12 protein-coding genes, 2 tRNA genes and 3 rRNA genes are annotated in these 18,375 nt (G+C 55.1%); 2 read left to right on the forward strand and 15 right to left on the reverse strand.

Annotation, left to right across the window (positions count from 1 at the left end; translation table 11 throughout):
* Positions 1–313: 313 nt before the first annotated feature.
* The 7 genes from rrf to hda all read right to left on the reverse strand — a co-directional run bounded on the left by rrf (position 314) and on the right by hda (position 7,814).
* Positions 314–426, reverse strand: a 5S ribosomal RNA gene (gene rrf / locus ORY85_RS05275).
* 120 nt (positions 427–546) lie between these two features.
* Positions 547–3,431: ribosomal RNA gene (locus ORY85_RS05280) — 23S ribosomal RNA — on the reverse strand.
* Positions 3,432–3,782: 351 nt separating this feature from the next.
* A tRNA-Ala gene (locus ORY85_RS05285) sits at positions 3,783–3,858 on the reverse strand.
* Between the two features lie 17 nt (positions 3,859–3,875).
* Positions 3,876–3,952 (reverse strand) — tRNA-Ile (locus tag ORY85_RS05290).
* 113 nt (positions 3,953–4,065) lie between these two features.
* Positions 4,066–5,606, reverse strand: a 16S ribosomal RNA gene (locus tag ORY85_RS05295).
* Together the 16S, 23S and 5S rRNA genes with 2 tRNA genes alongside form the textbook arrangement of a ribosomal RNA operon.
* Before the next feature lie 877 nt (positions 5,607–6,483).
* Positions 6,484–7,152, reverse strand: coding sequence for an HAD family phosphatase (locus ORY85_RS05300; protein ID WP_274572698.1), 669 nt, complete (start codon positions 7,150–7,152; stop codon positions 6,484–6,486).
* The gene (gene hda / locus ORY85_RS05305; RefSeq protein ID WP_274572699.1) at positions 7,149–7,814 is read right to left on the reverse strand and encodes a DnaA regulatory inactivator Hda; all 666 of its coding nucleotides are present in this window, start codon (positions 7,812–7,814) and stop codon (positions 7,149–7,151) included. The genes ORY85_RS05300 and hda overlap by 4 nt, the downstream gene beginning before the upstream one ends.
* Positions 7,815–7,987: 173 nt before the next feature.
* On the opposite strand from hda, the gene ORY85_RS05310 reads away from it, so the two are divergent.
* Positions 7,988–8,620: a DedA family protein gene (locus ORY85_RS05310; RefSeq protein WP_274572723.1), complete on the forward strand. Its 633-nt coding sequence runs from the start codon at positions 7,988–7,990 to the stop codon at positions 8,618–8,620.
* Positions 8,621–8,713: 93 nt separating this feature from the next.
* On the opposite strand, the gene fnr is transcribed toward ORY85_RS05310, so the two are convergent.
* A complete protein-coding gene (gene fnr, locus ORY85_RS05315) occupies positions 8,714–9,448 on the reverse strand; it encodes a fumarate/nitrate reduction transcriptional regulator Fnr (RefSeq protein WP_274572700.1) in 735 nt (244 codons plus the stop codon).
* Between the two features lie 140 nt (positions 9,449–9,588).
* Here fnr and hemN point away from each other — a divergent pair, with 140 nt between their 5' ends.
* On the forward strand, positions 9,589–10,992 hold the full coding sequence (gene hemN / locus ORY85_RS05320; RefSeq protein ID WP_274572701.1) for an oxygen-independent coproporphyrinogen III oxidase: 1,404 nt from the start codon (positions 9,589–9,591) through the stop codon (positions 10,990–10,992).
* 306 nt (positions 10,993–11,298) lie between these two features.
* Here the strand turns inward: hemN and porB are convergent, their stop codons facing one another.
* From porB to rraA, 7 genes are all read right to left on the reverse strand, one after another.
* Complete coding sequence (porB, locus tag ORY85_RS05325) at positions 11,299–12,393, reverse strand: trimeric porin PorB (protein WP_274572702.1); 1,095 nt, start codon at positions 12,391–12,393, stop codon at positions 11,299–11,301.
* A 689-nt stretch (positions 12,394–13,082) separates the two neighbouring features.
* A complete protein-coding gene (locus ORY85_RS05330) occupies positions 13,083–14,315 on the reverse strand; it encodes a heme biosynthesis HemY N-terminal domain-containing protein (protein ID WP_274572703.1) in 1,233 nt (410 codons plus the stop codon).
* Positions 14,312–15,610, reverse strand: coding sequence for a uroporphyrinogen-III C-methyltransferase (locus tag ORY85_RS05335; protein ID WP_274572704.1), 1,299 nt, complete (start codon positions 15,608–15,610; stop codon positions 14,312–14,314). The genes ORY85_RS05330 and ORY85_RS05335 overlap by 4 nt, the downstream gene beginning before the upstream one ends.
* Positions 15,607–16,386, reverse strand: coding sequence for a uroporphyrinogen-III synthase (locus ORY85_RS05340; protein ID WP_274572705.1), 780 nt, complete (start codon positions 16,384–16,386; stop codon positions 15,607–15,609). Before ORY85_RS05340 ends, ORY85_RS05335 begins: the two co-directional genes overlap by 4 nt.
* Entirely contained in the window at positions 16,379–17,323 is a 945-nt protein-coding gene (gene hemC / locus ORY85_RS05345) for a hydroxymethylbilane synthase (protein ID WP_274572706.1), read from the reverse strand. The genes ORY85_RS05340 and hemC overlap by 8 nt, the downstream gene beginning before the upstream one ends.
* A 126-nt stretch (positions 17,324–17,449) precedes the next feature.
* Positions 17,450–17,863, reverse strand: a complete 414-nt coding sequence (locus ORY85_RS05350; RefSeq protein ID WP_274572707.1) for an OsmC family protein — start codon at positions 17,861–17,863, stop codon at positions 17,450–17,452.
* Positions 17,854–18,360, reverse strand: coding sequence for a ribonuclease E activity regulator RraA (gene rraA / locus ORY85_RS05355; RefSeq protein ID WP_274572708.1), 507 nt, complete (start codon positions 18,358–18,360; stop codon positions 17,854–17,856). The genes ORY85_RS05350 and rraA overlap by 10 nt, the downstream gene beginning before the upstream one ends.
* Positions 18,361–18,375 lie beyond the last annotated feature (15 nt).

Below are 18,375 nucleotides of genomic sequence, written 5' to 3' on the forward strand. Positions count from 1 at the left end.
GGCACTGCACTTTCAGCCCCAACCAGCCTGACCCCAATCCCCGCCCTACCCGCCTGCGGCTTCCGCTACACAGCCATCACCAACACCCCGCCTACCTCAGGCCGTCTGAACCGCGTAGGTCGGATTCTTGAATCCGACACGGGGTGATTGATATTTGAGAATCAAAGGATATTCAGCACAGTGCCGGATACCCGTATCCGACCTACTCCCCCTCCCTCATTCCCCGGTCTGCACTTTCATTTTCCGCCCAAGCTGCCATAAATCAGCACATAAAAGCAAACCCCCGCACATTGTGCAGGGGTTCTGAATTGGTGTCTGGCGGTGACCTACTTTCACATGGGCATCCACACTATCATCGGCGCTGGTTCGTTTCACGGTCCTGTTCGGGATGGGAAGGCGTGGGACCAAACCGCTATGGCCGCCAGACATAAACTGTACAAACCGGAAAGCCGTTACGCTGTTGCGTTTATTTATTGTTTAATCAACTGGTGATGAAGTATTTCATCAGTAAGCTTAATCTTTGAGCATCAAAGTGCTTCAAATGATAGAGTCAAGCCTCACGGGCAATTAGTATCGGTTAGCTGCACGCGTTGCCGCGCTTCCACACCCGACCTATCAACGTTGTGGTCTACAACGACCCTTCAGGAGGGTTAAACCCTCAGGGAAGTCTCATCTTCAGGCGAGTTTCGCGCTTAGATGCTTTCAGCGCTTATCTCTTCCGAACTTAGCTACCCGGCGATGCGACTGGCGTCACAACCGGTACACCAGAGGTTCGTCCACTCCGGTCCTCTCGTACTAGGAGCAGCCCCCGTCAAACTTCCAACGCCCACTGCAGATAGGGACCAAACTGTCTCACGACGTTTTAAACCCAGCTCACGTACCACTTTAAATGGCGAACAGCCATACCCTTGGGACCGACTACAGCCCCAGGATGTGATGAGCCGACATCGAGGTGCCAAACTCCGCCGTCGATATGGACTCTTGGGCGGAATCAGCCTGTTATCCCCGGAGTACCTTTTATCCGTTGAGCGATGGCCCTTCCATTCAGAACCACCGGATCACTATGTCCTGCTTTCGCACCTGCTCGACTTGTCGGTCTCGCAGTTAAGCTACCTTTTGCCATTGCACTATCAGTCCGATTTCCGACCGGACCTAGGTAACCTTCGAACTCCTCCGTTACGCTTTGGGAGGAGACCGCCCCAGTCAAACTGCCTACCATGCACGGTCCCCGATCCGGATCACGGACCTGGGTTAGAACCTCAAAGCCACCAGGGTGGTATTTCAAGGACGGCTCCACAGAAACTGGCGTCTCTGCTTCAAAGCCTCCCACCTATCCTACACAAGTGACTTCAAAGTCCAATGCAAAGCTACAGTAAAGGTTCACGGGGTCTTTCCGTCTAGCAGCGGGGAGATTGCATCTTCACAACCATTTCAACTTCGCTGAGTCTCGGGAGGAGACAGTGTGGCCATCGTTACGCCATTCGTGCGGGTCGGAACTTACCCGACAAGGAATTTCGCTACCTTAGGACCGTTATAGTTACGGCCGCCGTTTACTGGGGCTTCGATCCGATGCTCTCACATCTTCAATTAACCTTCCAGCACCGGGCAGGCGTCACACCCTATACGTCCACTTTCGTGTTAGCAGAGTGCTGTGTTTTTAATAAACAGTCGCAGCCACCGATTCTCTGCGACCCTCCAACGCTTACACCGCAAGGGCTTAACGTCAAAGGGCATACCTTCTCCCGAAGTTACGGTATCAATTTGCCGAGTTCCTTCTCCCGAGTTCTCTCAAGCGCCTTAGAATTCTCATCCTGCCCACCTGTGTCGGTTTGCGGTACGGTTCTGATTCAACTGAAGCTTAGCGGCTTTTCCTGGAAGCGTGGTATCGGTTGCTTCGTGTCCGTGGACACTCGTCGTCACTTCTCGGTGTTATGAAGACCCGGATTTGCCTAAGTCTTCCACCTACCGGCTTAAACAGACTATTCCAACAGTCTGCCAACCTAACCTTCTCCGTCCCCACATCGCATTGAATCAAAGTACGGGAATATTAACCCGTTTCCCATCGACTACGCATTTCTGCCTCGCCTTAGGGGCCGACTCACCCTACGCCGATGAACGTTGCGTAGGAAACCTTGGGCTTTCGGCGAGCGGGCTTTTCACCCGCTTTATCGCTACTCATGTCAACATTCGCACTTCTGATACCTCCAGCACACTTCTCAATGCACCTTCTACGGCCTACAGAACGCTCCCCTACCATACCTTACGGTATCCGCAGCTTCGGTTACAGATTTGAGCCCCGTTACATCTTCCGCGCAGGACGACTCGACCAGTGAGCTATTACGCTTTCTTTAAATGATGGCTGCTTCTAAGCCAACATCCTGGCTGTCTGGGCCTTCCCACTTCGTTTACCACTTAATCTGTCATTTGGGACCTTAGCTGGCGGTCTGGGTTGTTTCCCTCTCGACACCGGACGTTAGCACCCGATGTCTGTCTCCCGAGGAACAACTTGATGGTATTCTTAGTTTGCCATGGGTTGGTAAGTCGCAATGACCCCCTAGCCATAACAGTGCTTTACCCCCATCAGTCTCTTACTCGAGGCACTACCTAAATAGTTTTCGGGGAGAACCAGCTATCTCCGAGTTTGTTTAGCCTTTCACCCCTATCCACAGCTCATCCCCGCATTTTGCAACATGCGTGGGTTCGGACCTCCAGTGCGTGTTACCGCACCTTCATCCTGGCCATGGATAGATCACTCGGTTTCGGGTCTACACCCAGCAACTATCCGCCCTATTAAGACTCGGTTTCCCTACGCCTCCCCTATCCGGTTAAGCTCGCTACTGAATGTAAGTCGTTGACCCATTATACAAAAGGTACGCAGTCACGGAACAAGTCCGCTCCCACTGTTTGTATGCATCAGGTTTCAGGTTCTGTTTCACTCCCCTCCCGGGGTTCTTTTCGCCTTTCCCTCACGGTACTGGTTCACTATCGGTCGATGATGAGTATTTAGCCTTGGAGGATGGTCCCCCCATCTTCAGACAGGATTTCTCGTGTCCCGCCCTACTTCTCGTATACTCAGTACCACGCTTGAAATTTCGAATACGGGGCTGTCACCCACTATGGCCGAGCTTTCCAACTCGTTCTTCTATTTCAAGCGCTATCGTATACAGGCTCCTCCGCTTTCGCTCGCCACTACTTGCGGAATCTCGGTTGATTTCTTTTCCTCCGGGTACTTAGATGGTTCAGTTCTCCGGGTTCGCTTCGCTAGTCCTATGGATTCAGACCAGGATACACATTGCTGTGTGGGTTTCCCCATTCGGATATCACCGGATCATAGCTCTATTGCCAGCTCCCCGATGCTTTTCGCAGGCTTACACGTCCTTCGTCGCCTATCATCGCCAAGGCATCCACCTGATGCACTTATTCACTTGACTCTATCATTTGAAGAACCTTTCGACTTCGCCTTACCCGGCGTTGACTACCCGGTAAAACTTAAATTCTCTACTCTGATAAAGCTTACTGCTTTGTTGTGAGTAGTTTGTGCCTTTTGTCTTCCACAAACTACTTGATACAATCATCACCCAAATTCTGTTCCGATTTGTTTTACGCCTGAAATACTGTTGCATCAGTATTTCAAACCAAATCAGACAGTGTCTTTGTTTGTTGATTTCGGCTTTCCAATTTGTTAAAGATCGATGCGGTGTTTTTTCAACTTCGCAAATAAAAGCAAGCTGCGCATTCTAGCAGCTTTCTTTGATTTGTAAAGTCTGTATCCGGCAGGCTTGTGGTGGAGGCAAACGGGATCGAACCGATGACCCCCTGCTTGCAAAGCAGGTGCTCTACCAACTGAGCTATGCCCCCAGTGTCTTGCTGTATGATGGTGGGTCTGGTAGGACTTGAACCTACGACCCCACGCTTATCAAGCGTGTGCTCTAACCACCTGAGCTACAAACCCATGTCCTGTAAAGAAACCGGTCATCATCAATGATACTCTTTCAGACGGCCTGCTTCTTCCGCATTCTCTGATTACCGATAAGTGTGGGTGCCCGAGCCTCTTCTTTTCTCTAGAAAGGAGGTGATCCAGCCGCAGGTTCCCCTACGGCTACCTTGTTACGACTTCACCCCAGTCATGAAACATACCGTGGCAAACGGGCCCCTTGCGGTTACCCTATCTGCTTCTGGTATCCCCCACTCCCATGGTGTGACGGGCGGTGTGTACAAGACCCGGGAACGTATTCACCGCAGTATGCTGACCTGCGATTACTAGCGATTCCGACTTCATGCACTCGAGTTGCAGAGTGCAATCCGGACTACGATCGGTTTTGTGGGATTGGCTCCGCCTCGCGGCTTGGCTACCCTCTGTACCGACCATTGTATGACGTGTGAAGCCCTGGTCATAAGGGCCATGAGGACTTGACGTCATCCCCACCTTCCTCCGGTTTGTCACCGGCAGTCTCATTAGAGTGCCCAACCAAATGATGGCAACTAATGACAAGGGTTGCGCTCGTTGCGGGACTTAACCCAACATCTCACGACACGAGCTGACGACAGCCATGCAGCACCTGTGTTACGGCTCCCGAAGGCACAAACTCGTCTCTGAGTTCTTCCGTACATGTCAAGACCAGGTAAGGTTCTTCGCGTTGCATCGAATTAATCCACATCATCCACCGCTTGTGCGGGTCCCCGTCAATTCCTTTGAGTTTTAATCTTGCGACCGTACTCCCCAGGCGGTCGATTTCACGCGTTAGCTACGCTACTAAGGTGTCAAGCACCCCAACAGCTAATCGACATCGTTTAGGGCGTGGACTACCAGGGTATCTAATCCTGTTTGCTACCCACGCTTTCGGGCATGAACGTCAGTGTTATCCCAGGGGGCTGCCTTCGCCATCGGTATTCCTCCACATCTCTACGCATTTCACTGCTACACGTGGAATTCTACCCCCCTCTGACACACTCTAGCCTGCCAGTTCAGAACGCAGTTCCCAGGTTGAGCCCGGGGATTTCACATCCTGCTTAACAAACCGTCTGCGCCCGCTTTACGCCCAGTAATTCCGATTAACGCTCGCACCCTACGTATTACCGCGGCTGCTGGCACGTAGTTAGCCGGTGCTTATTCTTCAGGTACCGTCATGAGGCAACGGTATTAACATCGCCCTTTTCTTCCCTGACAAAAGTCCTTTACAACCCGAAGGCCTTCTTCAGACACGCGGCATGGCTGGATCAGGGTTGCCCCCATTGTCCAAAATTCCCCACTGCTGCCTCCCGTAGGAGTCTGGGCCGTGTCTCAGTCCCAGTGTGGCGGATCATCCTCTCAGACCCGCTACTGATCGTCGCCTTGGTAGGCCTTTACCCCACCAACCAGCTAATCAGATATTGGCCGCTCGAATAACGCGAGGTCCGAAGAGCCCCCGCTTTCTCCCTCAGGACGTATGCGGTATTAGCTAATCTTTCGATTAGTTATCCCCCATTACCCGGTACGTTCCAATATGTTACTCACCCGTTCGCCACTCGCCACCCAAGAAGCAAGCTTCTCTGTGCTGCCGTCCGACTTGCATGTGTAAAGCATGCCGCCAGCGTTCAATCTGAGCCAGGATCAAACTCTTATGTTCAATCTCTAACTTTTTAACTTCTGGTCTGCTTCAAAGAAACCGACAAGGATAAATAAATCTATCCTGTCTGTTTTTGTCGCAGTGTGAGGCTCGCGCACTCACACTTATCGGTAATCTGTTTGTTAAAGAGCAAAGACGATTATTTTAGCACGCAATTTAAAAAAGTCAAAATCTTTTTTCAATCAAACCAAAATAACCCGCCGCAGAAGCAGCGAAGAACAACACTATACCCCCACATAAACAAAAATGCAAGCACTCCAACCGGTTTTTTACCAAAACGTGACAGTCAATCTTTCAAATCTCTATTTTATATGGATTTTATATGCACCCTTTATCGGGCTTCTATGGTCGCGGCTTCTGTGCACGCTTTGATGGGGCTTCTCCCGACGCATAAGGCGGAAGCCCAGGGGCTCGGGACGGGCGCATCCGTAATAACGGGTAACCGTTCGGTACCGCCGGCTTGCGGCCTCCCAAATCCCGGCTTTATTTGGCAGTTTGGTTTTCAGCAAAATCCCCCATCCGAAAAATCTCCCTTCCGCCGGCCTCTGTGCAGGTTAGTCTGCTATGGCTGCCGGATAAAAAGAGGGAAATCTGGAAATCTGGAAATCTGGAAATCTGGAAATAAGGTAGGAAAGGTAGGAAGTAAAGGGCAGAAAGAAAATGTCGGATACAGGTATCCGACATGCGCCTTTAAAAAAACATCCCACCACCAAAAAACGGGGACGTGCTCAAATTAAGTATCTATGAATGCTAGGGCTTTTTTGCCCGATTCTTAGGTAATGCCGGATACGTCCGGCATTCGGTCGAATTGCAAATAGGCCGTCTGTATTCGCGGTTCAGACGGCCTCATGTTTTTTTGGCTGTATTGAGTCGGCTGTTATTTGAAATACAAAACCGGCCAGCCTTTTTCTGCGGCTTCGGCGGCCAGCACCTCATCGGGATTGACGGCAACGGGGGAGGATACCTTGCGCAGCAGCGGCAAATCGTTTTTCGAGTCGCTGTAAAAATAAACGGTTTCATAGTCCGCCAAGGTTTGACCGCGTGCGGCGAGCCATTCGTTCAGGCGGGTGATTTTGCCTTCTTTCAAACTGGGTGTGCCGATATACCGGCCGGTGTAACGGCCGTCCGCACCGGTTTCCAATTGGGTACCGATAATGTTGTCGATGCCGAACAGGCGGCAAATCGGGCTGATGATGAATTCGTTGGTGGAGGAAATGACCAGCAATTCATCGCCTGCGGCGCGGTGACTGTCCACCAAAGTACGCTGCATCGGCGTGATAAAGGGTTCGATAAATTCGGCGGTAAATTCGCGGTGCATGACGGCCAGCTCTTCTTGGCTGAACCGGCTGAGCGGAGCCAGATGAAAGGCGAGAAATTCATCGATATTCAGACGGCCTTGCTGGTAGTCGCGATAAAATTTATCGTTTTGGGCGCGGGTATATTCGATATCGACCAAACCTTTTTTCATTAAATACTGCGGCCAGGCATGATCGGAATCGGTGTTGATGAGTGTATTGTCGAGATCGAAGATGGCGAGTTTGGTCATGACTGTTCCTGTTTGAGCAGTTGGCGCAAGAGCGGTAATGTGAGCGGTCGGCGCATGGTGGCAGTGTAATGGGTCAGTGTATCCAGCATTTTTACCAGACTGTCCATATCGCGCCGCCAATGGTTGAGCAGGTAGGCGAAAATTTCATGATCAACATTTAATTGGCGCGCGGCTGCCATTTCGGCCAAAGCGCGAATTTTTTCATCGTCGTTTAAGGGCTTGACATCATAAACCAGACAGTAACCCATGCGCGTACGCAAATCTTCGCGTATGGTCAGCCGGGCGGGCGGTACATCAGCGGAAAACAGCAGGAAGCCTTTGCCGCTGTTGCGGGCACGGTTGAAAATTTCAAACAGCAGCGCCTGCTCGGCGGTATTGAGTTGTTCGATTTGATCGACAGCCAGATAATCGGCATCTAAGGCGCGGTCGGTCAGCACATCGTTTGCCGCATCGACATATGCCGCCCGTGCGCCGCGCTGCCCGGCCTGCGCCACCCATGCGCGCAACAGGTGGCTTTTCCCGCTGCCCGGCTGCCCCCAGACATACACAAACTGCTCCGACTGCTGTTGCAGGATATGCAGCAGTTCATCATTGGATGCACCGAGAAAGCTGTCGAAACCGGGATAGTCGCGGCTGACAAAATCGAAAATAAGCTGGTTCACCGCAGGCCTTTAAGGGAAAACGGCAGATATTGTACGTTTTTTTACCTGCCGTTTAAACCTTCCTCCCTACGCAAACCGCGCTTTTTTGCCTTAGAATGCAGCCTGACTATTTTTCTTTACAGGCCGTCTGAACCGCCGCCCGAGCGTTTTCAGACGGCCTGCCGAATATGACTATGATGACCGCGATTATCGACTTTATCCTCAATATCGACCAACATCTGGCCGCACTTTCCGCACAATACGGCCTGTGGATTTACGCCATTCTGTTTCTGATTGTTTTCTGCGAAACCGGCTTGGTGGTGACACCGTTTCTGCCGGGCGATTCGCTGCTGTTTGCCGCCGGCGGTATTGCGGCAGTGGGCGGCATGAATATTCATGTGATGGTACTGCTGCTGCTGGCAGCGGCGATTATCGGCGACGCAGTCAATTTTGCCGTCGGCAAATATTTCGGCGCGCGGCTGTTTGCCGACCCCGATTCCAAAATCTTCCGCCGCAGCTATTTGGACAAAACCCATGCGTTTTACGAAAAATACGGCGGCAAAACCATCATCATCGCCCGCTTCGTACCAATTGTGCGTACCTTTGCCCCGTTTGTTGCCGGCATGGCCGATATGGATTATGCCAAATTTATCCGCTACAACATTATCGGCGCGGTATTGTGGGTGGTGCTGTTTTCCTATGCGGGCTATTTTTTCGCCAACCTGCCGGTCGTCAAAAACAATTTGGGTTTGGTGCTGGCGGCGATTATCGTCATTTCCGTCCTGCCTGCCCTGATTGAAATCCTCCGCGCCCGCCGGAAAAACTGATGCGGTGTCCATGTGCGAAAAAATGCCGGAAAACAATCCGGCATTTTTTATCGTGCTTGGCAGGCAGACGTTTTTCAGACGGCCTGTTTCCCCTCAACAGGAAGCCGTACAGCCCGCCACCATCTTGTTCAAAGCTGCCGTGTCCAAAAGCCTGATATGCTTGTGATCGACTGCAATCAGACCGTCATGGTGAAATTTCGACAAAGTACGGCTGACCGTTTCCAATTTCAGGCCGAGATAGCTGCCGATTTCCTCGCGCGACATACGCAGAATAAAATCATTGGCGGCAAAACCGCGCTTGTGCAGCCGTTGCGACAAATTGAGCAGAAACGATGCCAGCCGCTCTTCCGAACGCATATTGCCCAACAGCAGCATCACGCCCTGATCGCGCACGATTTCACGGCTCATCAGGCGGAAAAAATGACTCTGCACCCCGGGAATGCGGCTGCCCAGTTCCTCCAAGCGGTCAAACGGCAGCTCGCACACTTCGCTGTCTTCCAAGGCCACCGCATCGCAGGTATGCAGGTGCGAACAAATCCCGTCCATACCGATCAGCTCGCCCGACATAAAAAAACCCGTTACCTGATCGCGGCCGTCGCGGCTGCCCAGAATGGTTTTGAAAAAACCGGTGCGTATCGCATACAGCGACGCAAACGCCTCACCGGCACGAAACAGCACTTCGCCCTTTTTCAGACGGCGGCTCTGCCTGATGACCGCGTCCAACTGCTCGAACTCATTCGGATCCAGCCCCACGGGCAGGCACAATTCGCGCAGCGAGCAGGTGGAACACAATGCTTTCAAAGGCTGTAAAAGCTGGCGTTTCGACATAAAACCTCCGACACCGCACGCGATTCTGCCCAAATGCAGTTGATACACGTCAAGGTGCTGATAACACTTTTCTGCCATTCTACCAAACCCGGCACAACTGCGCCTAATCATTACGACAAAATACACCGCACAAACCCGCCATGAAAACCATTCCCATCATCTCCGGTCAGGAAAAACCCGTATTCGACCGCGCCCTGATTGCCGCCCTGCCCGCCAGCGGCCCGCGCTATACCTCTTATCCCACTGCCGACCGCTTTACCGCCGCTTTCGGCCAAGAGCAATACCGCTCCACACTCACCCTGCGCCGCAGCGGCCGACCGCTGTCGCTGTATATCCACATTCCGTTTTGCAACACCATCTGCTACTACTGCGGCTGCAATAAAATCATCACCAAAGACACCGCCCGCGCCGATACCTATCTCGACTATCTGGAACACGAAATGGCTCTGATTGCACCGCATTTGGGCGGCGGCAGACAGCCCTTGGCGCAACTGCATTTCGGTGGCGGCACACCCACATTCCTCAACGACAGCCAGCTGGAACGCGCATTCGCCCTGATCCGCCGCCATTTCGACCTGCTGCCCGACGGCGAATATTCCATCGAAATCGACCCGCGCAAAGTCAGCCGCGAAACCGTCCGCCACCTCGGCCGACTGGGCTTCAACCGCATGAGCGTGGGCATTCAGGATTTCGATCCCCAAGTACAGCGGGCGGTAAACCGCATTCAGAGTGTGGCAGAAACCCGCGCCGTTATCGAAGCCGCACGCGAAACGGGTTTCCAATCCGTGAGCGTCGATTTGATTTACGGCCTGCCGCACCAATCCGTTTCCGGCATTGCAGCCACACTCGACACCGTTCTCGATCTCGATCCCGACCGCCTTGCCCTTTACCACTACGCCCACCTGCCCCACCTTTTCAAACCCCAGCGGCGCATCGATACCGCCGCCGTACCCGACAGCGAAACCAAACTCGACATTCTGCAATACGCTGTCGAACGGCTGACTGCCGCAGGCTATCTGTTTATCGGTATGGACCATTTCGCCAAACCCGGAGACGAACTGGCTGCCGCCCTGAAAAACGGCCGTCTGCAACGCAATTTCCAAGGCTACTCCACCCATGCCGACTGCGACCTGATTGCGCTCGGCGTATCCGGCATCGGCAAAATCGGCAACGCCTATATCCAAAACGAAAAAGACATCGAGGCCTACTACGCCGCCATCGATCAAGGCCGCCTGCCCGTTCTGCGCGGATACACCCTCAACCGCGACGACCTTCTGCGCCGCGCCCTGATTCAAGAACTGATGTGCCGTTTCTCACTTGACATACCCGCATACGAAACCGCCCACAGCATTACCTTCGCCGACTACTTCGCCACCGAACTGGCCGACCTGCACCGCATGGAACAGCAAGGCCTGCTGCAGCTGACACCCGACAACCTGCACGTTACCCCCAAAGGCCGCTTCCTGATCCGCAACATCGCCATGGTCTTCGACTACCACCTGCGCCACAAAACCACACAGGCCGCCTACTCGCAAACCGTCTGACTGCCGAGGCCGTCTGAAACAGCCGCCATACCGATCTATGTCGGATTTAAAAATCCGACCTACCGGCCCCGCCGCAAACCGTGTAGGTCGGATACTCTGTATCCGACATTTTTCAACATTGCGGCATTTCAGTAGGTCGGATTCTTGAATCCGACATCTCAAATAAATCCGACATCTCAAACAGAAATGTCGGATACGGGGTATTCGACCTACAAAAAATACGGGGTATGGCGAGATACGGGGTTATGCGGGCAGCAATGCAAAAAGAGCCTGCATTTGCAGGCTCTTTTTTTCTAACCGTTCAGATTAGAATTTGTGGCGCAGACCAACCAGACCGGCAGTCTCATCACGTTTGTTGTCGCCGCTGCCGGTTTTCAGCCAGCCGGCTTGTGCGAAAGCAGTAGTGCGTTTAGAGAAGTCGTAGTCGGCACCCAGAACCACTTGTTTGTATTGAGAGCCGTTCAGTTTCTCGCCACCTTCGCTCGCTTTGGCTTTCCAGCCGTGAGCGTAAGACAGTTTCGGAGTTACGTTGCCGAAGCGGTAGCCGACAGTTGCGGCAGCTTCCAGAGTTTTCACGCCTGCATCTGCGCTGCCACCGGTCACAACAGCATTGTCATCATTGTATACAGCTTTGGCGTAAGAACCGGCAGTATCCCAGTTTTTGGTGTATTGCGCACCCAAGCCTACGAACAGGTTGTTGGCATCGTAACCGGCTTCCAAGCGGTGTGCGTAGCCGTCTTTACCTTTTGCATAGGTATTGGCAGCACGCTCAACGTTGTTCTTTTTGAAGCCGAAGCCGTATTGGGCGAATACGCCTGAGTTGGCGAAGTTCAGACCGGCATAGTAGGCATCACGGCCGGCAACTTCTTTGGTGTATTTGTCAGACGGATTGGCATTGTCGCGCGGGGTGTATTGTACGCTTGCGCTGAAGCCGCCGAAAGACGGGGTGTCATAGCGGGCAGATACGACGCGGCTGCCGGTACGGGTAAAGATGCCCAGACCCAGAGCGTTGTTGTCGTATTCCCAATTGTCGATGGTACCCATGTTGTTCAGCGGGGTGCTGATGTAACCGGCACGTACCTTACCGAAGCCGCCTTCCAAACCGATGAAAGAATCGCGGGTACCGAAACCGCGGTTTTTATTACCGTCAACGCTTACACGGCTTTCCACCTGCCAAATCGCATCCAGACCGTCAGCCAGGTTTTCTTTGCCTTTGAAGCCGATGCGCGAACCGAAGTCGGCGATTTCAGTGGCAGTAGAAGATTTTTCATTGCTGCTGCCGTTTTTGTTTTTGAATTTGGAAATTTCAACACCGGCTTTGACTTGGCCGTACAGGACAACGTCAGCCATTGCAGCAACCGGCAGAGCGGTCAGCGCCAGAGCAATCAGAGTTTTTTTCATTGCTGTATTCCTTTTCGAGATTAAGAAAAAAAACCTAAGATGGCATGGAAAAGATTCCATCTAAAGCTTTCTGGTTAATCGCATCGGTCGCGATTTCATGGCTGCTAATATAATTGCTTCATTGCGAAAAAACAAATTTTCCCGCCAAGAGTTTGGCGGCAGCACGGCAAAAAGTGTGGCCTTTTTCCAACAGGTTATTTTATTTTCTGTTTTGATTCAATGGCATAAAATTTGAAAAACACAGTATCGACCCGGTGTTGTTTTTCTGCACATCTGGACGTTTTTTGGCGCTTTCTGCGCAGAAAAGCAGGAAAGCGGGTGTTTTTCGGGGGTTTGCAAGGGGGGAGGCTGCGGGTGGGAAAGTGTTCCGGCAGTGTGTATATCGGATTCGGGAATACTGCCTGCGGCGGGTTTAGATGCAGGAGCGATACCGTATCTGTCCTGTCGGCTGTGGTCGGCAGCGGTGTAGTCGGATACTTGTATCCGACACCCCCGATACGGTGACTGCGGCTGCGCTGTCAGTCGGATTTGAAAATCCGACCTACGGGCTACGGGCGGTATGGAATGAAAAGGCCGTCTGAAAACACAGAAAACGTGTTTTCAGACGGCCTCGTAGTTCAATCAAACGGTTTTCTGCATTCGATTGAACAGGATTCGCGTTTTTTCAGGCATCTTCCCGAACACGGCGGTCAGCGGCTGTCGGGCAATACGGCGGGGGCTGCCTGCTCTTCTTCCTGTACGGCTTCGTCGAATGCGTAGCGGCGTTGGGCTTCGGCCTTGGCGTGTCCGCCGGTTTCGTCGAATACTTTCGCCAAGACTAAGCGCGCCTGTACGCTTTCGCGCAAGGCCAGGCTGGCTTCCAGATAGCTTTGTGCTTTGCCCCACAGACCCTGCCCGTAGGCCAGGATTCCCAAATGCAGCAGCAGGGCGGCATCATCGGGATGCTGTTTGAGCCAGCCGTCGGCGGTATCGATGGCACGGCGGCGGGCTTTTTCGTCGAGATAGCGCACGCTGCGGGCAAAAACGGGCAGCAGCTCTTCCTGACGGGTTTGCGGGTAGTGTTTCTCCACCCATGCCGCTGCTGCGCCGTACATGCCCAAGTGTTCGTATTTCTGTGCTACGGCAACGCACAAACCGCCGCTTTTCTGTTCGTCGGGAATGCGCTTTAAGGCGGCTTTGACGCCGTCTGAATCAGCAGCCAGCGACAGCAGGCGGCGGTAGGCCCACTCTTGGTGCTGATCCAGTTCGCGGCCGTTGATGGCACCGGCTTTTTTCAGTTTGGCGGCTTTTTCCAAGACGGCTGCGGCATCGCCGTGGTCGAGCGCGTAGCGCAGGTCGAGCTTGGCCAAGCGGGTCAGTCCGGGGTTGAGGCGGCGGGCATCGTCCATATGCCTTGCGGCGGCCTCGTAGTCGCGTGCCGCCAGCGCGCCTTCGGCTTGCAGCAGGTGGCGCGAAAGCTGGCTTTTGCCGGGCAGTTTGGCGATTTCCTGCAAGTAGCCGTCACGGCGGGCGGTATCGTCCACGGCATCGGCGGCGTGTGCGGCCAGCATCAGTGCCAGTGTGCGGTTGTCGCCCGTATTTTTGCCGGTCAATACTTTATCGGCCTCCTGCGCGGCTTTTTGGTACCGGCCTTCAAAATAGGCCAAGCCTGCCGCATTCAGGTGGCTGCCCGCCTGTTTTTCCTGACGGCGGCTGCGGAAGCGGCCGATGCGGCCGGGCAGGTCGAGCAGGCCGGCGATCAGGCGGACCAGCAGGTAGAGTACGACTACGGCCAGAATCAGCCCCAAAACAAAGGTATGCAGATTGATCCGCAGCAGGGTTTGCCCGACCGCGATATAGACGTTGCCGTCATAAGCTCCCGCAGCCACGGCCAAGCCCACCGCTGCGGCAAACAGCACAATAATCCAAATCAGGTTTTTCATGCCGCTTCCCCTTTGATGTCGGTTTGGGAAGCTGCTTTTTCCTGCGGTGCCGATGCGGCAGGCGCGGAAGCTTCACCGGCTTGCGGCGCAGAGGCTGCCGACGGGGCAGGATCGGAAGCAGCAGGCTCGGAAGCGGCGGCGTTCGGGCCGGATACCGTGGCGCGCGCGTTGTCCTGATAGTCTTTGACGGCGGTCAGGCCGGCTTTCAGCACTTCGCCCGACAGACTGCCCACATCAAGCGTTTTGAGTTCGACCAGCTCTTTGAGCCAAGCCTGCACGGCGGGCGAGCCAGTATCAAAATACTGTTTGACCGCCGCTTCGGCACTGTTCAAATCGCTCAGGTAAATATCGCCGTTGTGGCGCAGCATGGCGGTACGCGCGTCCAGCAGGCGCAGGCGCAGGTTTTCGCGCACGAAATAAACCTGCTCGGGCGACATCAGCATGGCATCGTCGTTTTTCAGACGGCGTACTTCCACCAGACCCTGCAATGCACTCAATGTTTTATCGCGCAGGTTTTCCCACCATGTGCCGCCCGTATTAACGGCGGGCGGTACACCGTTTTCGGTGGGTTTCAAGGTATTGTCGATAGTCAGCGGCAGTCCGGATACCGCGCTTTCCAGCCGGTCAAGACGCAGGGCCGTTCCCGAAACGTCGAGATACTGGCGTTTTTTCAGTTCCGCCAGATCGGCACTGACAGCCTGTTTGATCGGCAGCAGCGCGGCCTGATCGAAAGATTGCAGGCGGTTTTCGATATTTTCCAGCACCCTGACCGCCGCCGGTACGTTACCCGACAGCAAAAGCTGCTGGGCAGCCGTATTGAGGGCGGATTCGACTTCGTTTACCAGCCAGTCGGTACGGCTGCGCAGCAGTTCCTGATAAGCGCGGTTGGCGCGGGCAATCTGTTCGCCCTGCGCTTTGCCGGCGGATTCCAGCTGCGCCAGCTGCGCGGCCGCTTCGTCTTGCCTGCGCAGGCTCTCTTGCAGCAGGGCGGCGTTTCCACTCTCGCCCAAAGCCGCTTTTTCGATTTTCTGGTTTAAAGCCAGCTCCTGATTTTTCAAAACGTTCTGACCCTGCACAAACAGAAAGCCGCCGGCACCGAGTGCCAGCAGGGAAAGTACCAAGGCACTGCCCGCCAATACTTTGCCGCCGGACTGTTTGATGATGACGGGTGCGGCCGGCGGGGCGGTTTGTGCGTCTGCGGCAGACGGTGCCGCCTGCACCACGGCCGGAACGGGCGCGGTATCCGCAGGTTTGCGGTCGGCATGATCCGGCTGCTTGTTTTCTTGCTCGCTCATGATGGGTTCTCCGTATCGGGATTCAAAATAACCGCGTCCGGCATACCGGCCGTTTCAATCTGCCGCACGCCTGCCGCACGCAGATCGGCGGCAATACGCGGATGATGGGTGAAGTATATCAAGGATTGCAGGGTTTGCATCATTTCGGGCGGCGCGCGGTCGAAGAAGAGGCGCACCATTTCGCGCGACGTTATCCACACGGCGCGCACATCGGCCGTCTGAAAAACCGTCCAGTCGGGCGTTTGCGGCACGCGGCGGTAGATTTCGCCGAAATGCACATCCAATCCGCGCCGCCGCAGCTGTGCGGCCAGCCAGCCGCGCCCGCCTTCGCCGCGTATGATGCCGACTGCGGCTCCGGCAGGCAGTGTATCCCAAACCGGCAGGGCGGCGGCGGCTTCGCTGTCATTGCCGCCCTGCGGGCAATGTATCTGCCTGCAACCGGCACGGTGCAATGTCCGGGCGGTTGTCCGGCCGACCGCGATGTGCGGCAGAGACAGAACGTGTTCCGTGAAAAAAGGCTGCGCGGCTTCCACCGCGCTCGGGCTGACCCAAAACAGCGCAGAGGCCGTCTGAAAAAGGTTTGCCAGAATACTGTGCCGTTCCGGCAGCGGTTCAATCCGCATCACGCTGAATGCGATGCCCTGCCAGCCTACCGCCTGCCACACTGCCGAATCGGCCGCCGCGCGTGCCTGCGGGCGCACCAGCAATACTGCCGCCCGACGGCCGTTTTCCGCCAAGGGCGCGGGGGGCGGGAAGCGGCGGCCGTTTTCAGGCATCGGGCTGTTCCGCCAATACAGCGGCAATCAGTTCGTGCGCGCCCTCGTCGGCCAGCTGTTTGGCGACCGCGCGGCCGAGTGCGTCGGCATAGGCCAGCGGAGCTTGTGCAGAGGCTTGGAGCAGCACCGAACCGTCGGGGTGGCCGACCAGTCCGCGCAGGGTCAGCAGGCCGTTTTCTTCGGTGCAATAGGCGGCCAGCGGCACTTGGCAACTGCCGCCCAAAGCGCGTGCCAAAGCGCGTTCGGCGGTTACGCAGGCGTTGGTCAGGCTGTGGTTGAGCGGATTGAGGACTTCCAGCAGTTCGATGCGGGAAGCGGCAATTTCGATACCCAATGCGCCCTGCCCCGCCGCAGGCAGGCTGTCGGCGGGCGACAAGACGCAGCGGATGCGGTCGGCCAAGCCCAACCGCGCCAAACCCGCTTCTGCCAGTATGACGGCATCGTATTCGCCGTTGTCCAGCTTAGCCAGACGGGTTTGCAGGTTGCCGCGCAGCGGGCGGACGGCCAGTTGCGGGAAACGGGCACGCAGCTGGGCTTCGCGGCGCAGGCTGGACGTTCCCACTACCGCACCGGCCGGCATCTCTTCCAAGCGCGCGTAACGGTTGGACACCAATGCGTCAAATGCACCGGCACGCTCGCACACGGCCGCCAACAGAAAGCCTTCGGGCAAATCCATCGGCACATCTTTTACCGAATGCACGGCCAAATCCGCCCGCCCGTCCAGCAATGCCTGCTCCAACTCTTTGACAAACAGTCCTTTGCCGCCGACTTTGGACAGGGTGCGGTCGAGGATTTGGTCGCCGCGCGTGGTCATGCCCAAGATGCTGACGGCGCAATCGGGATAAAGCTTCTGCAAACGGCTTTGGATATGCCCGGCCTGCCACATGGCCAGACGGCTTTCTCGGCTGGCAATCACCAGTTTTTTCGGTGCATTCATGAAAATATACCTTGGTGGAAAACGGCAAAAGTGTAACAGAATCGAGGCCGTCTGAAAAACCGCATCCGGCGTTTTCAGACGGCCTCTCCACGTCGGGCAAAACGGGGGGTACAGACAAGTGCCGCCCTAATCCGCCAGGATTTCAAAACTGTGGGTGATTTTGGCGGCCTTGCCCAGCATCAGGGAGGCTGAGCAGTATTTTTCCGCCGACAGCCCGACGGCTTTCTCCACCGCCGCCGGATTCAGATCGCGGCCGTAAACCTGAAAATGAATGTGGATTTCGGTAAACACGCGCGGGGCGGTGTCGGCGCGCTTGGCCGTTACTGTGGCGCGGCAGTCGCTGACCTGCTGACGCTGCTTCTGCGCAATCATCACCACGTCGATGCCGGCACAGCCCGCTACGCCCAGCAGCAGCATTTCCATCGGACTGGGGCCGCGCTTGTCTCCTTCCGCCGCCGCACCTTCCATAATGACGGTATGGCCGTCTGCGGTTCGCCCCTCGAAACACAGGCCGTCTATCCATCTGCTGTTTACCTGCATGACGATGCCTCTCCGGCCGGTGCAATCGGTTCGGCCGATACCAATATACCGTCGGCATCGCTGTACAGATAATGCCCCGGCACAAAATCGACACCGCCGAACGAAACGGTTACATCAACTTCGCCCGCACCGTCTTTGGCACTTTTGCGCGGATTGCAGCCCAAAGCTTTCACGCCGAAATCCATTTGATCTATGGCTTCGCTGTCGCGGATGACGCCGAAAATCACCGCCCCCGCCCAACCGTTGGCCGCACCGGCTGCCGCAATCATGTCGCCCATCAGTGCACTGGAAAGCGAACCGCCCCCGTCCACCACCAACACTTCGCCGTCCGACGGCCGGTTCATCAACTGTTTGACCAAACCGTTGTCGCGGAAACAGCGCACGGTGCGGATACGGCCGCAAAAGCGGCGGCGGCCGAAACTGCGGAACTGGGTTTCGCAGGAAGGGGTATCGGGTGCCGCATCAATCAGATCGGCGGTGGCAAATGCAGACAACATGATTTTCTCCTTTTT

Origin of the sequence: Neisseria leonii (genome assembly GCF_028776105.2) — a bacterium.
Classification (GTDB): domain Bacteria; phylum Pseudomonadota; class Gammaproteobacteria; order Burkholderiales; family Neisseriaceae; genus Neisseria; species Neisseria leonii.

What these genes read in the sequence shown, in the direction of transcription:
- ORY85_RS05335 (WP_274572704.1), bottom strand. Translation starts at nt 15,610, where the DNA reads ATGAGCGAGCAAGAAAACAAGCAGCCGGATCATGCCGACCGCAAACCT.
- hemN (WP_274572701.1), top strand. Translation starts at nt 9,589, where the DNA reads ATGAAAACCATTCCCATCATCTCCGGTCAGGAAAAACCCGTATTCGAC.
- ORY85_RS05300 (WP_274572698.1), bottom strand. Translation starts at nt 7,152, where the DNA reads ATGACCAAACTCGCCATCTTCGATCTCGACAATACACTCATCAACACC.
- ORY85_RS05350 (WP_274572707.1), bottom strand. Translation starts at nt 17,863, where the DNA reads ATGCAGGTAAACAGCAGATGGATAGACGGCCTGTGTTTCGAGGGGCGA.
- ORY85_RS05340 (WP_274572705.1), bottom strand. Translation starts at nt 16,386, where the DNA reads ATGCCTGAAAACGGCCGCCGCTTCCCGCCCCCCGCGCCCTTGGCGGAA.
- fnr (WP_274572700.1), bottom strand. Translation starts at nt 9,448, where the DNA reads ATGTCGAAACGCCAGCTTTTACAGCCTTTGAAAGCATTGTGTTCCACC.
- ORY85_RS05330 (WP_274572703.1), bottom strand. Translation starts at nt 14,315, where the DNA reads ATGAAAAACCTGATTTGGATTATTGTGCTGTTTGCCGCAGCGGTGGGC.
- ORY85_RS05310 (WP_274572723.1), top strand. Translation starts at nt 7,988, where the DNA reads ATGATGACCGCGATTATCGACTTTATCCTCAATATCGACCAACATCTG.
- porB (WP_274572702.1), bottom strand. Translation starts at nt 12,393, where the DNA reads ATGAAAAAAACTCTGATTGCTCTGGCGCTGACCGCTCTGCCGGTTGCT.
- rraA (WP_274572708.1), bottom strand. Translation starts at nt 18,360, where the DNA reads ATGTTGTCTGCATTTGCCACCGCCGATCTGATTGATGCGGCACCCGAT.
- hemC (WP_274572706.1), bottom strand. Translation starts at nt 17,323, where the DNA reads ATGAATGCACCGAAAAAACTGGTGATTGCCAGCCGAGAAAGCCGTCTG.